This is a genomic window from Affinundibacterium amnicola, from assembly GCF_014284275.1.
Taxonomy (GTDB): domain Bacteria; phylum Pseudomonadota; class Gammaproteobacteria; order Burkholderiales; family Burkholderiaceae_D; genus Undibacterium; species Undibacterium amnicola.
Window position 1 is genome coordinate 675,942 of sequence record NZ_JACOFU010000001.1, and the last position, 15,334, is coordinate 691,275.

At 43.5% G+C, this 15,334-nt stretch carries 18 protein-coding genes; 8 read left to right on the forward strand and 10 right to left on the reverse strand.

Annotated elements, in window-relative coordinates; genetic code table 11:
• Positions 1 to 20 precede the first annotated feature (20 nt).
• From ispD to H8K33_RS03040, 3 genes are all read left to right on the forward strand, one after another.
• On the forward strand, positions 21 to 767 hold the full coding sequence (ispD, locus tag H8K33_RS03030) for a 2-C-methyl-D-erythritol 4-phosphate cytidylyltransferase (RefSeq protein WP_186889481.1): 747 nt from the start codon (positions 21 to 23) through the stop codon (positions 765 to 767).
• Positions 764 to 1,279: a 2-C-methyl-D-erythritol 2,4-cyclodiphosphate synthase gene (gene ispF, locus H8K33_RS03035; RefSeq protein WP_246443244.1), complete on the forward strand. Its 516-nt coding sequence runs from the start codon at positions 764 to 766 to the stop codon at positions 1,277 to 1,279. The genes ispD and ispF overlap by 4 nt, the downstream gene beginning before the upstream one ends.
• A gap of 73 nt (positions 1,280 to 1,352) precedes the next feature.
• Positions 1,353 to 1,625, forward strand: coding sequence for a DUF4404 family protein (locus H8K33_RS03040; RefSeq protein WP_186889482.1), 273 nt, complete (start codon positions 1,353 to 1,355; stop codon positions 1,623 to 1,625).
• A gap of 76 nt (positions 1,626 to 1,701) precedes the next feature.
• Here the strand turns inward: H8K33_RS03040 and H8K33_RS03045 are convergent, their stop codons facing one another.
• From H8K33_RS03045 to H8K33_RS03080, 8 genes are all read right to left on the reverse strand, one after another.
• Positions 1,702 to 2,475 (reverse strand): peptidylprolyl isomerase, encoded by a 774-nt coding sequence (locus H8K33_RS03045; protein ID WP_186889483.1) that lies wholly within the window; start codon positions 2,473 to 2,475, stop codon positions 1,702 to 1,704.
• A 54-nt stretch (positions 2,476 to 2,529) separates the two neighbouring features.
• Positions 2,530 to 2,805 (reverse strand): BolA family protein, encoded by a 276-nt coding sequence (locus H8K33_RS03050; protein ID WP_186889484.1) that lies wholly within the window; start codon positions 2,803 to 2,805, stop codon positions 2,530 to 2,532.
• Complete coding sequence (locus H8K33_RS03055) at positions 2,802 to 3,422, reverse strand: septation protein A (protein WP_343043777.1); 621 nt, start codon at positions 3,420 to 3,422, stop codon at positions 2,802 to 2,804. The genes H8K33_RS03050 and H8K33_RS03055 overlap by 4 nt, the downstream gene beginning before the upstream one ends.
• Before the next feature lie 4 nt (positions 3,423 to 3,426).
• Positions 3,427 to 3,822 carry a peptide-methionine (R)-S-oxide reductase MsrB gene (gene msrB, locus H8K33_RS03060; protein ID WP_222613256.1) on the reverse strand — a complete coding sequence of 132 codons (396 nt, stop codon included), beginning with the start codon at positions 3,820 to 3,822 and terminating at the stop codon, positions 3,427 to 3,429.
• 66 nt (positions 3,823 to 3,888) lie between these two features.
• Positions 3,889 to 5,400: a protein adenylyltransferase SelO gene (locus tag H8K33_RS03065; protein WP_186889486.1), complete on the reverse strand. Its 1,512-nt coding sequence runs from the start codon at positions 5,398 to 5,400 to the stop codon at positions 3,889 to 3,891.
• A gap of 122 nt (positions 5,401 to 5,522) precedes the next feature.
• Positions 5,523 to 7,340 (reverse strand): chemotaxis protein CheA, encoded by a 1,818-nt coding sequence (locus H8K33_RS03070; RefSeq protein WP_186889487.1) that lies wholly within the window; start codon positions 7,338 to 7,340, stop codon positions 5,523 to 5,525.
• Entirely contained in the window at positions 7,341 to 8,078 is a 738-nt protein-coding gene (locus H8K33_RS03075) for a protein phosphatase CheZ (protein WP_186889488.1), read from the reverse strand. It lies immediately after the preceding gene.
• A 224-nt stretch (positions 8,079 to 8,302) separates the two neighbouring features.
• Positions 8,303 to 8,749, reverse strand: a complete 447-nt coding sequence (locus tag H8K33_RS03080) for a putative toxin-antitoxin system toxin component, PIN family (protein ID WP_186889489.1) — start codon at positions 8,747 to 8,749, stop codon at positions 8,303 to 8,305.
• Positions 8,750 to 8,899: 150 nt separating this feature from the next.
• On the opposite strand from H8K33_RS03080, the gene yaaA reads away from it, so the two are divergent.
• Entirely contained in the window at positions 8,900 to 9,676 is a 777-nt protein-coding gene (gene yaaA / locus H8K33_RS03085; protein WP_186889490.1) for a peroxide stress protein YaaA, read from the forward strand.
• Positions 9,677 to 9,740: 64 nt separating this feature from the next.
• Here the strand turns inward: yaaA and H8K33_RS03090 are convergent, their stop codons facing one another.
• Positions 9,741 to 10,538, reverse strand: coding sequence for an outer membrane protein assembly factor BamD (locus tag H8K33_RS03090; RefSeq protein ID WP_186889491.1), 798 nt, complete (start codon positions 10,536 to 10,538; stop codon positions 9,741 to 9,743).
• Between the two features lie 72 nt (positions 10,539 to 10,610).
• Here H8K33_RS03090 and H8K33_RS03095 point away from each other — a divergent pair, with 72 nt between their 5' ends.
• Both H8K33_RS03095 and pgeF read left to right on the forward strand, forming a co-directional pair.
• Positions 10,611 to 11,615, forward strand: coding sequence for an RluA family pseudouridine synthase (locus tag H8K33_RS03095; protein WP_186889492.1), 1,005 nt, complete (start codon positions 10,611 to 10,613; stop codon positions 11,613 to 11,615).
• Entirely contained in the window at positions 11,606 to 12,394 is a 789-nt protein-coding gene (gene pgeF, locus H8K33_RS03100; protein ID WP_186889493.1) for a peptidoglycan editing factor PgeF, read from the forward strand. Before H8K33_RS03095 ends, pgeF begins: the two co-directional genes overlap by 10 nt.
• On the opposite strand, the gene H8K33_RS03105 is transcribed toward pgeF, so the two are convergent.
• Positions 12,357 to 12,620: a hypothetical protein gene (locus H8K33_RS03105; RefSeq protein WP_186889494.1), complete on the reverse strand. Its 264-nt coding sequence runs from the start codon at positions 12,618 to 12,620 to the stop codon at positions 12,357 to 12,359. The genes pgeF and H8K33_RS03105 overlap by 38 nt on opposite strands.
• Before the next feature lie 93 nt (positions 12,621 to 12,713).
• On the opposite strand from H8K33_RS03105, the gene phaC reads away from it, so the two are divergent.
• Positions 12,714 to 14,447 carry a class I poly(R)-hydroxyalkanoic acid synthase gene (gene phaC, locus H8K33_RS03110; RefSeq protein ID WP_390319881.1) on the forward strand — a complete coding sequence of 578 codons (1,734 nt, stop codon included), beginning with the start codon at positions 12,714 to 12,716 and terminating at the stop codon, positions 14,445 to 14,447.
• A 67-nt stretch (positions 14,448 to 14,514) separates the two neighbouring features.
• Positions 14,515 to 15,255 (forward strand): 3-ketoacyl-ACP reductase, encoded by a 741-nt coding sequence (locus H8K33_RS03115; RefSeq protein ID WP_186889495.1) that lies wholly within the window; start codon positions 14,515 to 14,517, stop codon positions 15,253 to 15,255.
• The last annotated feature ends 79 nt before the right edge of the window (positions 15,256 to 15,334 follow it).

The window sequence follows — 15,334 nt, forward strand, 5'->3', positions numbered from 1 at the left end:
CAGCTACTTGTATCCTTGAAATGACCCAACAATCTTCCGACTTATCCGATTTGCCCCGCAATTTGCTAGGGGAAAGTTTAAACGGCGTAAAGCCAAAATATATCGTCTTAATTCCGGCGGCTGGCGTTGGTGCTCGTATGGCTAGCAATATACCTAAACAATACTTGGATTTGGCGGGGAAGAGCGTTTTGCAAAGAACGGTTGATTGTTTCTTAGCTTGCTCACAAATTGATCATATCTTTGTCGTAGTCAGCACTGAAGATGCATTTATTGATGAAGCTTTAGCTGCGCATGAAAAACTAACGGTGTTAAATTGCGGAGGCGCTACGCGTCGCGATACCGTACAAAATGGTTTGGAAGTGATACGTAAATTTAGTCAATATCAAGATTACGATCAGGTTCTGGTGCATGACGCAGCGCGTCCAGGATTGACGCCTGCTTTGGTATCTAAGTTAATCGAAGCAGTTGGTGCTGATGTGAATGGTGGCTTGTTGGCCTTGCCAGTCGTCGATACCGTTAAACGCAGTGTGGCAGGGCGTGTAGAAACCGTAGATCGACAAGATTTATGGTTGGCGCAGACGCCACAGATGTTTCGTCTGGATTTGCTGTCGCGCGCGCTGGAAATGGCAATCGCAGTGACCGATGAGGCCAGTGCTATTGAAACGATAGGATATAGTCCTAAATTAGTAGAAGGCGCAATGCGTAATCGCAAATTGACTGTGCCTGAAGATTTAGAGTTTTTGAATTTATTTTTTAAAGATTTATGAGTGCAAACATCCATAGTCGAATCTCCCTGCCTATGCCATTCCGAATTGGTCAAGGTTACGATTGCCATGCCTTGGTTGAAGGGCGTAAATTGATCATTGGCGGTGTGGATATCCCGCACAAAACGGGTTTGTTGGGGCATTCTGATGCTGATGTCTTGCTGCATGCGATCACAGATGCATTATTGGGGGCAGCGGCTTTAGGTGATATTGGAAAATTGTTTCCCGATACCGATGCCAAGTTTGCTGGTGCAGATTCTCGTGTATTGCTCAGAGAGGCAATTTCACGTGTACATGAGAGTGGATATGTGCTGGGCAATCTAGATGCAACGATTATCGCTCAGCAGCCAAAAATGGCGCCGCATATTCCTAAAATGGTCGAACATATTGCAGCAGATTTGCAAGTAGCACTATCCCAAGTGAATATTAAAGCGAAGACCAATGAGAAGCTTGGTTATTTGGGGCGTGAAGAAGGAATTGCCGCCGAGGCGGTGGCTTTGCTTTATAAAGCATGATTAAGCGAAGTCCGACGATTTGTGTCCCGTCGAGCTAATCTAATTTGTCATTTGAAGTACTAAGGAGAGAACGATGAAACGCGATATGTTAAAAGGTTTATTAAAGCAGTTGCAGGATGGCTTGCATACAACCGAGCAGGTCGATGCCGAAATGAAAGCATTACTGCAAAATTTGCATCAAGACATTGAAACAGTCTTAGCCAAAGATGAAAATCCAGATGATCCTTTGTATGCGGCCTTAAGTGATCGTTCCCGCGCTATCTATGCAGAATTTGCCAGTAAACATCCGAAGCTTGAACCAGCTTTGCGTGAACTTGGCAGTATGTTGGAAAAAATGGGCGTGTAATTATCTTCGCTGTCGAAGAAGTAAAAAAAGACGCCCGAGAGCGTCTTTTTTTATGGATCAAACGAGTGATTGCAGATTACTTGATCACTGCTTTTTTGATCAATGACTGTTGATAAGCCTGAACTTTTTCTTGTACCAAGCTTTCACCGATCTGTTGTTTTACTTCTTCCATTGTTGGCAATTTCAGAGGACGCACGTCATCTAATTTGATCACGTGGAAACCAACTTCAGTTTTAACTGGAGTTTCTGTGAATTGACCTTTTTTCAATGTCGCCAATGCTGTTGCAAATGCTGGTGGCACATTAGCTTGGGAAACCCAATCCAAATCACCACCTTTTGCAGCAGAACCAGTGTCTTTTGATTGCTTTGCTAATTCTTCAAACTTAGCGCCACCTTTTAACTTGGAGATGATGACTTTAGCGTCATCTTCTTTTTCAACCAAGATATGGAAAGGATGGTATTCATTGTCACCGTTTTGCGCTTTCCATTTATCGTAAGCAGCTTTGATATCTGCTTCAGATACTGGATTTTTCTCTACGTGAGCACGCATCAATGATTGAATCAAAATCTGTTGGCGAGCCATTTCGATTTGGATTTTGACATCTTCATTTTTTGAGTAGCCAGCTTTTTCTGCTTCTTGCAACAATACTTCTGTACCAACCAAACGGTCTTTAATCATTGCGCGCAGTTGTGGCGTGTCTTTTTGACCTTGTGCCAAAGCTTGCTTTACAAATGGTTCTGCTTTCGAGGCAGGGATTGCTTTTCCATTGACCGTTGCCAAATTCTGCGCCATCGCAGGGAATGCGGTTACTAGAAGTACAACCAGCAAATGAGCGGGTTTAAAAGTCATTATCTGTTCCTAAAATACAAAGTAAGTAAAACAAAAAACGGTTAATAAAAATGGTTATTTTGGTGTTTCAGAAGGACTTAAAGCTTGGATAACAAGGGCATGTATTTCCGTATGCATTAAATCGCCAACGGCATCATACACTAGTCGGTGGCGAGAAATGCGATTTAAACCTTCAAATTTTTCGCTAATGATGGTCACAGAGTAATGCCCAGCACCACTGGCAGCGCCAGCATGACCTTTGTGCGCTGCGGAATCATCCTTTAATTCGCAGAGGCTAGGTTGTAGTGAATTTTCCAGGCATTGTTGAATACGTTCAAAGCGAGAACTCATTTTGGTTCCTGTATATGTTTAGCAAGAAAGAAGCTTTGTAAAATTAGAAAGACAGGTAAAGCACCAATTGAGTACAGTTTGAAGCTAACCCAAGTGCTTTGAGCATAGTTGAATGCAACATAGATGTTCAATAAACCCATTGCCAGGAAATAGACGGCCCAAATTAAATTCAATTTACGCCAGATTTCATCGGCCATCACAATCTGCCCACCCATAGCCATTTTCAATAAATTTTTATTGAAAATAAAGTCACTCATCAAGAAGGCGACTCCATAACACCAGTAAATGATGGTTGGCTTCCATTTGATGAAGGCATCGTTTTGGAAATAGATCGTGGCACCGCCAAATACAGTGATGATGAAGAATGAAATCCACAACATGGCATCGACTTTTTTCTTGGAAATTAAGAGATAAGCGATTTGTATGACAGAGGCAAGGATGGCGAGCGCAGTCGCCAATAAAATCGGCGCTTGTTCTAGGCCGACGCCATTTCCGGCAGTGAAATGCGAGAGAACTTGATTCGCTAGTTGTTGAGAAGATTCTGCATTTTTCTCACCCCATTTGTAGGTAATGAAGAAGAGAATTACGGGAAAGACGTCAAACAGGAATTTCATCATAGCGTTAATTTTTTGCTTTAAATTTGAGTGATGCGGAATTAATACAATAACGTAAGCGCGTCGGTGGTGGGCCGTCTGGAAATACGTGGCCTAAATGCGCGTCGCAGATATTACACACAATTTCTGTGCGCGTCATGCCATGTGTATGATCCGCAATTTCTCTGACATGTTCAGGATTAAGTGCTTTAAAGTAGCTAGGCCAGCCACAGCCGGAATCAAATTTTGCATCTGATTCAAAAAGTGGGGTGTCACAACAAACGCAAGTATAGATACCAACTTCATGATGATCCCAAAATTTGCCAGTGAAAGCACGCTCTGTTGCTGCGTGACGAGTGACTTGATATTCCAGTGCCGATAGTTGCTGGCGCCATTCGGCTTCCGTTTTTTTAATTTTGTTCATGATCGTAAGAAATGTAAGTAAATGAATGAGAATTTTTCGACGATATCAAATAGCAGCAATTCGTCGCTAAGACGAACAACTAACGGAAAGTTGCGTTGCCCAGTCCGGTGGAAGTTGCGCATACCTTTCAAACTCAGCCTGTTCGGCAAACGGATTTGCCAATATTTTTAAGAGTAGATCGATTTCACTAAAATCTTTCTGCTCAGCCTTTTCTATCGCCTGTTGCGCAAGATAGTTGCGGAGTACATATTTGGGATTCACTTGATTCATTCTTACTGTGCGTTCGGCATCGACAGAGTGCTCTTGTTGTAAGCGTTGACGATAAACTAGCAGCCATTGATCTAGTTTTTCTCTATCGATAAATAAATCACGCAAGGCGTTTTCCTGCGCACTTGGTGCTAAGGTGACTTGACTTAAATTCCGGAAAGCCAGTGTAAAGTCAGTGTGGGTTGCCGCCATCAATGCCAAATAGTCGGCAAACAATTCTTGGTCACCTGGTAGGGTTTCAAGTAGTCCAAATTTTTCGCTAAGTCTTTGTGCGTAATAGCTTTCGTAGTGTTCTGCGTAGCAAGAGAGCGCTTCTTGAGTCGCTTCAATACTGCCAATCAACGGCAATAAAGCTTGTGCTAAAGCGTGGCAATTCCATTGGCCTATGCGTGCTTGCATTTGATATGAATAGCGTCCTTGACTATCACTGTGATTACAAATGTGGGCGGGATCAAAGCCATCCATGAAACCAAAAGGGCCGTAATCCAAAGTTAAACCAAGTATTGACATATTATCGGTGTTCAAAACCCCGTGCATAAAGCCAACGGTTTGCCATTGTGCGACCAATTCTGCGGTCTTTATTACGACTTCTTTGAGCAGCTCTTGGTAAGGATTTTCTAGTTCTTGTAAATGCGGGTAATACTGCTGAATGACGAAATCTGCAAGTTGTTGCAATTGTTCTGGCTTGTCGTTGTAGTACCAATGTTCAAAGGAACCAAATCGTAGGAAACTAGGAGCTGTACGTGTGACGATAGCCGTTTTTTCTGGCATTTCACGCATCGTGTATTGGTCCGATCCAATAATGCACAAAGCGCGAGACGTGGGAATGCCTAATCCTGCCATTGCTTCCGAACATAAAAACTCTCTGACCGAGGAGCGTAAAACTGCACGCCCATCTCCCATGCGAGAGTAGGGAGTCATGCCAGCGCCTTTTAGCTGAATTTCGTGGAGATTTGCGCTTTGATTTGATGCCTGACTGGTTTCGTCAACTGCGCTAAGTTCTCCTAATAAGATAGCGCGACCGTCACCCAATTGTCCTGCCCAGACACCAAATTGATGTCCTGAATAAACTGCGGCTAATGGCGTGCTAGTTGGATGAACGCGATTGCCACTAAATACCTCAATAAATTCTGCTGAATTTGCTTGCGCATCAATGATTCCAAATTTTTTGAGCATGGTGCTACTAACTGCAATTAAATACGGATTTTTTATTGGACTCGGATGCAGTGTCGTGAAGAAAGGCACACCTAATTGAGTGAAGCGATTCTGAAAGGAAAGGTCTGGCTGCATTTGCAAAGCTTTAGTGCTCATGAATAATCAGGCGGATGCCGAGTAATTTAGTACGGCCATTTTGCCAGAGAACCAGATTTGATGTTGAAACGGCGGCAGACCTTTCGATCTGCCGCCGCCTTTTCTATTTTGAAATTATGATGCTAAGTGCCGTGACGCTCAACAACTTTACATCCATCAAGTAGGAAAGATAAGCTAATTACCAATACCAATTCACCTTCTGCAGAGCGGGCAGTACCTGTAATGCCTGGTGTGGAAATGCATGTAAGTGGTTTAATAACCAGATCCGACGTGCCATCAACGGAATCAACAGAAATGATATAAGGATTAGGAGCAGCAATCACAATGCCTACGCGCTCAGTACTCTTTTCATAGCCGAGCACTTGTCCAAGCGAGCGAATTGGTAATGGACGGCCGAGATCACGTAATACCGGTTGACCGCCAACACTTTCAAAGGTTTCAGGTAACTCAACCACACGTTGCACCGTTGCCATTGGTAAGGCTAGAGATGCTCCCGCAGTGCGCACCAACATGGTCGGAACAATCGACAATTCGATAGGCAAGCGAATAATAAAAGTAGTTCCTTTGCCTAGCTGTGAATTAATACGAATCGCCCCGCGATGCCGTTCGACAGCTGTTTTTACCACGTCCATACCAACGCCGCGTCCTGAAACACTGGAAGCGACTTCTTTGGTAGAAAAACCAGGTAAGAAAACCAATTGAAAGGCTTCATCATCAGTACGCGCTTCGTGAGCATTGATCAAGCCTTTTGAAATGGCTTTTTCACGCAACCGGTTCGCATCCATGCCTTTGCCATCATCAGTGACTTCGATCATGACACTGCTGGCTTCTTGCCAAGCTTTGAGTAAAATTTTTGCGCGGGCAGGCTTACTGGTTTGTGCGCGCTCGTCAGCCGTTTCAATGCCGTGATCCAGTGAGTTGCGTAGCATATGAACCAGTGGATCGTACAAACTATCGACGACAACGCGATCCACTTCTGTTTCGGCACCAGAGATTTCCAAGTCCACGTCCTTACCTAAATCTTTGGCAAGTTCTCGAATCAAGCGTGGGAATTTTTGGAACAAGCGTCCAACTGGCTGCATGCGCGTCGCCAGCGTTGCTCTTTGCAACTCGGTCGAGTAACGTGAAGCGCGATTAAGCGTCTCTGTTAGTGCTGACATTAAAGGCGCTGCATCGCCGTCAAATGAATATTGTGACAGCTTTTCGAGTAACACGGCAGCTTGGTTTGCCGCCTGAACAGATTCACCAGCGACTTCCAGCAAAACGTCGAGTTTCACTGCGTCGATACGTATGCTTTCTTCTTTGACCGGAGCGTTTTGTTTGGTCTCATTGCTTGCCAACGAAGTTTTGACCGCTTCCTGTTCTTGCTTCATTACAGGATTGACGACGGCTGGTTCTGGTAATGTGCCAGCGGGAACAACTGCGCGATAGTACGCATCCCAAGGTACTTCACCTTCAGCCATTGGCGCGGGTGCTGCCGCTACGATAGCACTGGCATTTGCATTTGAAGATGCTTGAACCTCTGCTGCTTTATTGGCTGGGGCGCTTGAAGATGATTTACCTTCAATCGCATCATTGAGTAATTGCTCTAGCGCTGAAGGCATGGTGGATAATTGGTCAGGATCCGTACCATTTGATAATGCGGTTAACTGATCCGATACAAAACCACTAGCTTCAAGAGCTGCTTCTATGGCGATAGGCGTTACTGGCGATTTTCCGGTTCGTAGAGCATCAAATAAGTTTTCAGTTAAATGGCATGCGGAAACCATGGCAGACAAGTTCATGAAGCCTGCACCGCCCTTGATCGTGTGAAATGACCTAAACACCGCGTTGAGCGTATTCATATCCTCTGGATTGCGTTGCAAAGAGAGCAGGTGCTCTTCTACATTGATCGCCAGATCTAATGCCTCAACGACAAATTCTTTGAGCATGTCATCCATTTAGAAACCCAAACTGTCAAGTAGGTTATCTACATCGTCCTGCTCTAGTGCAGCATTTGGAACGGACGGGCCTTCCATCAATTCAATGGCTTTTTCTTTCAGTTCAGTAGGGGCATTATCGAGCAAAATTTGCGCTAATTCATGTTCAACTGCTTGTGTGATGATTAATACTTTTTTGATTAACTGACCAGTTAAATCTTGAAAATCTTGCGCCATCATGATGTCTAAGAGTCGCGCTTTTTCGGCATCAGTGGAGGCTTGCACTTTACTAGCGAAGGACTTTGAGTCTGAAGCCAGTAATTTAAAATCATCAACACTCATTTTGCCGCTAAATAGTGTCGTCCAACGCTCTTCGATATCTTTTGCATTCTTACCCAAACCATCTTGTTCGGGAATACCCGCATCAGTTGCATTCAATACTTTATTAGCCGCTTGTTCCGTTAGTGATGCAACATATTCGAGTCGGCCTTGGGCATCTGCAATTTGTGATGCAACGTCTGATAAGGAGCGGTCATAACCCAATTCGCGCATAGAGTCATGCATCATGCGAACCAAATTACCCAATCGGTCAAACATTGGTTTGCTTGCTTCCTGGCCTTCGAGATCGAGTGAAAGCTTACTATGCGTTACTTCAGGCGCTGGTGCCGTTACAACTTGTGGAGCCGCTGGCGCAACTGTCTCTCTTTGACTGGACATCTCTTCAAACAATGCATCTAGATCATCTGCTGAATCTGCCATAATCTTTTTCTCTCCTAAACGCCAATCGTGATGTGCGAACTTGCGGTGAAAGTTGCTGGTAATTGATGATGAAATTTCAATGAACGTTCTTATTCAAAGTTTAATATTTGCTAAACTAAGAATGTATGAAAATATTTATCGATAGCAACCTGACTTACGTGTTGTAAGGATAACCCCGAGCAACAAAATTTGTCATCACTTTATTGTGCATTTAATGAAATTAGTTACAAAACTTGCGCTTTTGCAACTAGGCGAGCAACAAATTTCTCTGGGGTTTCTATAATGAATAGATTCATATTCTGTATTTTCCTTGCTAGCTTGAGAAGTGCTTTGTCTTTCGTTACCAGCACTTTTGCTTCAGCGTCTCTAGAAGTTTCAAGAAATTTCTGATCGTCTTTGTCGCTACAAGCTGGAAGTTTGATTTCTTTTGTCGGATTTTTCTCTAACAAAATGTATTCATCAAAACTTGATACAATCCGCTCTCGATTTTCGTCGTTGACGGGTAAATGCGGATAGTTTAAAACCGCTAGCCATTCGTCTCGACAATCTTCTCGTGTTATCGCGTTCAATTCCTTATTTTGCAGACCTTCCAGGATTTGTTGCCAACGCGGATCTTTGAATACAAATAAATCCAGACAGACGTTGGTATCCAAAACAATTTTTAATGACATATTTGTTGCCCAGTTTTTGAGATGAGTTTGAGCTTCGAGTGCAAATCGACACTGATCGAGCTGATCTTGCTTAGTGTATTTAGTGAATGTGCGTTAGTTGTCTATTGAAGCACATCATCAATTGTTGTTCCATTTTACTGTTCTTATTTTATGCTGATTTTGTTATCCCCTGCGAAAAGCCTTGATTTTGATACGCCCAGTTTGGTGAAGGAGGTAAGTGAGATTCAGTTCCCACATGAGGTCGAATACCTTGCATCGGTTGCGGCCAAGCTTACTAGCTCAGATTTACAACAATTAATGAGCATATCGCCAGCACTTGCTAACTTGAATGTCGCACGATTTTCTGATTTGCTTAATGACGACCCTAAAAAGCACAAAAGGCAAGCAGTCTTTGTTTTTGATGGCGATGTTTACTCTGGTTTACAAGCTAGACAATTGGCGAAAAAGGAGATTTCCTATTTACAAAAGAAATTGAGAATTTTGTCCGGATTATATGGAATGTTAAGGCCTTTGGATTTAATTCAGGCTTACCGTTTAGAAATGGGGACTGGACTAAAGAACATTGCTGGCAACAATCTATATGCCTATTGGGCAGATAAGTTAACTGCGTATCTTCAGCATGAAATACGCCAAACTAAGGCAAAGTGCATTGTGAATTTGGCGTCTGAAGAATATGCAAAGGTCATTAAATTTAAATCACTTGAGCTTCCTGTTATTCAACCGATATTCCAAGATTATTCAGCTGGAAAATACAAGGTGGTTTCGTTTTATGCCAAAAAGGCACGTGGCAGTATGGTGAGATATTGTGCATTGAATCAGATTAAGAAACCTGCGGAATTAAAAAGCTTTATGGAAGAGGGTTATCGTTTTTCTGAACAAGAATCAACAGAAACCAATTTTGTATTTCGTCGGAAAATGAGCGCGTAAAATAAAAGCCTCAAGGTTCTCTTGAGGCTTTCAAATTGTTGAGAAGATTGGGATTTATCTCAGACTAGCTCCAAAACTTCCACCAGCTTTTCTTGCTACCATAAGTGTCAAGTAGATTACTTTTCGGGAAATTACTGGTGAAGACACGTTTTGCGTCATCCCGCAATTCAACCATGCCCATCGCGTCGTAAGCTTTAATCAACACAACCAGTGCTTCTTCTACTGCAGGTGCATCAGGATATTCTTTGATTGCAGATTGGGCACGATTAGCAGCTGCGACAAAAGCATTTCTGCGTAAATAGTATTTTGCTACGTGTAGATCATATTGGGCCAATGCATTGACTAAATATTTCATGCGCGCAATCGCATCTGGCGTATACTTGCTGTTTGGGAATCTGACTGCTAATTCTTTAAACGCATCAAATGAGTCACGAGTTGCTTTAGGGTCGCGTTCGGTCACATCTTGGTTGGCGATAAAGCTGAAAAAGCCCATATCGTCATTGAAGTTAATTAAGCCACGCAAGTAATACATATAGTCAACGTTGGCATGATTTGGGTGTAATTTAATAAAGCGATCAACCGCAGCTAGCGCTTGTGCTTGGTCACCTTGTTTATAATGTGCATACGCTATTTCAAGTTGCGCCTGTTGTGCATAAGCACCGAACGGAAAACGTGATTCGAGTTTTTCGAACAATTGTACTGAGCGATCATAAGAACCAGATGCGAGTTCATCCTTTGCTTCAGCGTATAATTTCTCAGCGGTCCAATTCTTACTTTCCTCTACTTTATCGCCGAAGATACCGCAACCAGCAAGTGATAAAGACAGAGCCAAACCTAACAATTTCATATATTTAATGTGCATAAACTTTGCGTGTGCATGAGAATAATTTACGGATTATAGCCGATGGTAATTAATGTTATACCAAAAGACCAAATGATTTTAACCGATACTGAGTTAGATCTCGATGAAATCGATCATGAAGTCTCAATAAAGTCTGCTCAAGACCATGATCCTATCAGTTTAACCTTACCAGATAGTATTTGTGGTGATCGTTTAGACAAAGTCTTGTCAAAACTGGTGCCGCAATATTCGCGCGGGCGCTTGCAGCAGTGGATAGAGGCGGGGCATGTACAAGTTGATGGTCAGCCATCGAAGATAAAAACGACAATGCTCGGCGGTGAGTTAATTACAATTCAACCTCAGCTCGCGATTGAAGACAATGCTTTTGTTCCCGAAGATATAGAACTCAATATCATTTATGAAGACGAAGCCATTTTAGTGCTAAATAAACCGGCAGGTTTAGTCGTACACCCGGGGGCTGGCAATTGGTCTGGTACTTTATTGAATGGTTTGCTATTTCATCGCCCAGCATTGGCGATGGTTCCACGTGCGGGAATTGTGCACAGACTAGATAAAGACACATCTGGGCTGATGGTGGTAGCGAAAACCTTGACAGCCCAAACGGAATTGGTGCGTCAGTTGCAGGCGCGCACGGTCAAGCGTGAATACGCTGCGCTGGTTTGGGGGACACCGAATGCTTCCGGTACGGTTGATGCCGCGATGGCACGCCATTCGCGTGATCGTCTGAAGATGGCCGTGTCTATGAGTATTTTGGCTAAACCAGCGATTACCCATTTTCAACGAATTTCAGTGGGAATGTTAGAGAAGTTCCCCGTGAGCTTAGTTGCCTGTCACTTGGAAACTGGACGTACGCATCAAATTCGCGTTCATATGTCGTCATTGGGATTCCCTTTGGTTGGCGATACTTTGTACGGAAAGCAGCATTTGGTTCGTTTTTTCCCGAGACAAGCGTTACAAGCGCGTAAACTTGGCTTGATTCATCCAAGTACGCAATTGCCAGTTGAATGGAGCATCCCCTTGGAGGTAGATTTTGTGGACTTGCTTGATCGTGCTGGCATGCCTCAGCCATGGCGCTAATTCGTGATAGTGACACTGGCTTGGTATTAATTCAGGCCGACTGGCCTGATTGTCCTGCCAATGTGCACGCGTATTCCAGTACTCGTATGGGTGGGGTCAGTCTCGCTCCATACGGTGATGTTAATGGTGACGCAGGCTTAAATATGGGGGAGCATGTTGGCGATAGTCGAGACGCAGTTCGCATCAATCGCGACTGTTTATTAGATTACATGCCGAAGCCTGTCACATTCTTATCACAAATTCATGGCAATATTGCTGTTGACCTTGCTAGTGTGGTGGCTGACCAGATCATTGAAGCCGATGCCTGTTTTACCAGCCTGCCGAATCTAACTTGTGTCGTTCTGACCGCCGACTGTTTGCCGCTCTTACTTGCTTCTGCTGATGGCGAGTGCGTGGCCGCAGTACATGCTGGCTGGCGAGGATTGGCAAATGGCGTGATCGAATCTACCTTGAAGCACATGCGGCTAAAAACACGAGCCGAGATTTCCGCTTGGATGGGACCGGCAATTGGACCAAACGCTTTTGAAGTGGGTTCTGAAGTACGTGAGATTTTTTCTCGGAAATCACATAAGCACGCGCTAAACTTCATACCTAATAAGCAAGCAGAAGGTAAGTTTTTTGCGAACATATATGGCTTAGCCAGCGATGTGCTGAAGGCTTGTGATGTTCAAAAAATTTCAGGTGGAAATTTTTGCACTTATACGGACGAAGAACTTTTTTACTCTTATCGACGTGATGGTGTTACTGGTCGGATGGCAAGTTGGATTTGGATTGGCTAGTGGTTTTTTGCGGCTCTTCTTGTTTTTGTTGTTCACGTAGCGCGAGTTCTTTTGCGCGAATTTGTCGTTTGCGTGCAGGGGAGCTGAGTATGTATAACACGAGGCCAAGTGGAATGATGCAGTAAAAAATGAAGGTCATGATGCCTGCAATCAAAGATGATTCGGCTAAAGACATTAAGAGTACGACATAAATCCACGCGATTGCGATAAGATATAAAAAGGCCATATTATTTCAAATAAGATGTTAAGTTAATCATTGATGCTGAATTGATAAACGTCAGTGCTGATGACAATACTCTATAACCAGGAAAATTGCATAATGAGTGACACCTCTCAGACGATGTATGCGAATTGGATGCAAGAATTAATGAAGCAAAATCCTTTGCAGGAATGGATGAAAATTAATGGAGTGGGGATGCAAAACCCATTTGCGCAAGACTCCTCAATTTTAACAACATTAAAAGAATATGGTGCCGAAATAGATCCTGCAGTGCTTAGTCGACTGCAATCAGAATATATGACGGAACTAGCGAATTTGTGGAAGGACTTTATTGCTTCCAAATTACCGCAGTTTGATGACAGACGTTTCTCGGCCACGGATTGGCATCAACAAACAACACATGCCTATAACGTGGCGATTTATTTACTTAATGCCCGATTTCTGGGTCTACTGACCGAATCTGTTCAAGCTCCAGAAAAGAAAAAACAAAAAATTCGATTTGCTGTTCAGCAAATGGTTGATGCGATGTCACCTGCTAACTTCCTGGCGACAAATCCAGAAGCGCAGGCGAAATTGATTGAAACTGGCGGCGAGAGTTTAATGACAGGCATTGCGCAAATGCTCGAAGATCTGCAAAAAGGCAGAATCTCGCTGACAGATGAATCTGCATTTGAAGTCGGTAAGAATGTTGCCACCACAGCGGGCTCAGTGGTCTTTGAAAATCGCATGTTTCAACTGATTCAATATAAGCCAACGACAAAAACGGTACATCAACGTCCTTTATTGATGGTGCCGCCTTGTATCAATAAATTCTATATCTTAGATTTGCAGCCAGAAAATTCTTTAGTCCGCTATGCGGTGGAGCAAGGGCACACTGTGTTCTTAGTTTCTTGGGCGAATCCTGATCAAAGTATGTCCGATGTCACTTGGGATGATTACATAGAACAGGGTGCAATTAAAGCTATCGAAGTAGTGCAAGACATCAGTAAACAAGATAAGTTAAATGTGTTTGGATTCTGTGTTGGTGGAACGATCGTATCGACCGCTTTAGCAGTACTTGCTGATCGAGGAAATCATCCTGCAAGTAGCTTAACTTTATTAACGACTTTATTGGACTTCACGAATACAGGTGTTCTAGACGTGTTCGTTGATGAACTACAAGTGAGTCTGCGCGAACAAACGCTTGGCAGTGGCGGATTGATGCCAGGCAGGGACCTTGCCAGCACTTTTTCAAGCTTACGTCCGAACGATTTGGTTTGGAATTACGTGCAGTCAAATTATCTGAAGGGTCAAAAACCACCTGCATTTGATCTTCTGTATTGGAACTCTGATAGCACCAATTTGCCTGGTCCTATGTTTTGCTGGTATCTGCGCAATACTTACTTGGAAAATAGTTTGAAAGAGCCAGGAAAATTAAATGTCGCAGGAAGTAAGCTGGATTTAGCGAAGATCGATGCGCCAGTGTTTATTTATGGCTCTAAAGAAGATCACATTGTTCCATGGCAAGCAGCTTTTGCTTCAGCAAGCATTTTGAATCCGAAGAAAAAAAGCAGAAATCGCTTTGTGCTTGGCGCGTCAGGCCATATCGCAGGTGTCATAAATCCCGCATCAAAGAATAAGCGCAATTATTGGATTAACGATAAATTAGTAGCAGATCCACAAACCTGGCTAAATGCCGCCACCGAGTGCCCGGGCAGTTGGTGGCCGCAATGGGCAACATTTTTGGCTGAACATGCTGGAAAAATGGTAAAAGCTCCCGCTAAAGTTGGGGCGGTAGGGTATAGTGAGTTAGAGCCTGCACCTGGGCGATATGTCAAAGTGCGCGCGGATTAAATGATGTAGTGAATAAGTTTTCTGGTTAGTGTAGTAGTGCCTTTTATAAAAACTCTGGAGATTAAGTATGTCAAAGCGAATTGCTTATGTAACTGGTGGTATGGGTGGTATTGGAACTCCAATCTGTAAACGTTTGTGTAGAGATGGCTATACCGTAGTTGCAGGTTGCGGGCCAAATTCTCCGCGTAAAGATAAATGGCTGGCCGATATGCGTGCAGAAGGCTTTGATGTTCATGCATCTGAAGGTAATGTCTCTGATTGGGAATCGACCCGTGCAGCGTTTGAGAAAGTCCGTACTGAAATCGGTGAAGTCGATGTTTTAGTCAACAATGCTGGCATTACTCGTGACGGCCAGTTCCGTAAAATGAGTAAGGCAGATTGGGATGCGGTCATTGATACTAATTTGAATTCCTTGTTCAATGTCACGAAACAAGTTATTGAGAGTATGGTTGATCGCGGCTGGGGACGTATTATTAATATTTCTTCGGTCAACGGTCAAAAAGGACAATTTGGTCAAACTAACTACTCCACTGCAAAAGCAGGTATTCACGGCTTTAGTATGGCATTGGCACAAGAAGTCGCGACGAAAGGTGTGACAGTAAATACCGTTTCACCGGGCTATGTCGGAACTGACATGGTGCGCGCGATTCGTCCAGATGTTTTGGAAAAGATCGTTGCAGGTATTCCCGTCAAGCGCTTGGCAGAACCTGAAGAAATCGCTTCCATTGTGGCTTGGATTGCGTCTGATGAAGGTGGTTATGCGACTGGCTCAGACTTCTCTATCAACGGTGGTTTGCATATGGGATAATCATTTGGCTTTCTGCAAATGAACTATTCCCAAGAATTTTGTACTAAGTATAATGCTGTCATGTAGCAAGCTTGTCAGC

Excerpts from the sequence above, each read along its gene's own strand:
- phaC (WP_390319881.1), top strand. The coding sequence starts at position 12,714 with ATGAGTGACACCTCTCAGACGATGTATGCGAATTGGATGCAAGAATTA.
- yaaA (WP_186889490.1), top strand. The coding sequence starts at position 8,900 with ATGCTGATTTTGTTATCCCCTGCGAAAAGCCTTGATTTTGATACGCCC.
- ispD (WP_186889481.1), top strand. The coding sequence starts at position 21 with ATGACCCAACAATCTTCCGACTTATCCGATTTGCCCCGCAATTTGCTA.
- ispF (WP_246443244.1), top strand. The coding sequence starts at position 764 with ATGAGTGCAAACATCCATAGTCGAATCTCCCTGCCTATGCCATTCCGA.
- H8K33_RS03040 (WP_186889482.1), top strand. The coding sequence starts at position 1,353 with ATGAAACGCGATATGTTAAAAGGTTTATTAAAGCAGTTGCAGGATGGC.
- H8K33_RS03075 (WP_186889488.1), bottom strand. The coding sequence starts at position 8,078 with ATGGCAGATTCAGCAGATGATCTAGATGCATTGTTTGAAGAGATGTCC.
- H8K33_RS03105 (WP_186889494.1), bottom strand. The coding sequence starts at position 12,620 with ATGGCCTTTTTATATCTTATCGCAATCGCGTGGATTTATGTCGTACTC.
- H8K33_RS03080 (WP_186889489.1), bottom strand. The coding sequence starts at position 8,749 with ATGTCATTAAAAATTGTTTTGGATACCAACGTCTGTCTGGATTTATTT.
- H8K33_RS03050 (WP_186889484.1), bottom strand. The coding sequence starts at position 2,805 with ATGAGTTCTCGCTTTGAACGTATTCAACAATGCCTGGAAAATTCACTA.
- H8K33_RS03065 (WP_186889486.1), bottom strand. The coding sequence starts at position 5,400 with ATGAGCACTAAAGCTTTGCAAATGCAGCCAGACCTTTCCTTTCAGAAT.
- H8K33_RS03090 (WP_186889491.1), bottom strand. The coding sequence starts at position 10,538 with ATGCACATTAAATATATGAAATTGTTAGGTTTGGCTCTGTCTTTATCA.
- H8K33_RS03045 (WP_186889483.1), bottom strand. The coding sequence starts at position 2,475 with ATGACTTTTAAACCCGCTCATTTGCTGGTTGTACTTCTAGTAACCGCA.
- msrB (WP_222613256.1), bottom strand. The coding sequence starts at position 3,822 with ATGAACAAAATTAAAAAAACGGAAGCCGAATGGCGCCAGCAACTATCG.
- H8K33_RS03070 (WP_186889487.1), bottom strand. The coding sequence starts at position 7,340 with ATGGATGACATGCTCAAAGAATTTGTCGTTGAGGCATTAGATCTGGCG.
- H8K33_RS03055 (WP_343043777.1), bottom strand. The coding sequence starts at position 3,422 with ATGATGAAATTCCTGTTTGACGTCTTTCCCGTAATTCTCTTCTTCATT.
- H8K33_RS03095 (WP_186889492.1), top strand. The coding sequence starts at position 10,611 with ATGATTTTAACCGATACTGAGTTAGATCTCGATGAAATCGATCATGAA.
- pgeF (WP_186889493.1), top strand. The coding sequence starts at position 11,606 with ATGGCGCTAATTCGTGATAGTGACACTGGCTTGGTATTAATTCAGGCC.
- H8K33_RS03115 (WP_186889495.1), top strand. The coding sequence starts at position 14,515 with ATGTCAAAGCGAATTGCTTATGTAACTGGTGGTATGGGTGGTATTGGA.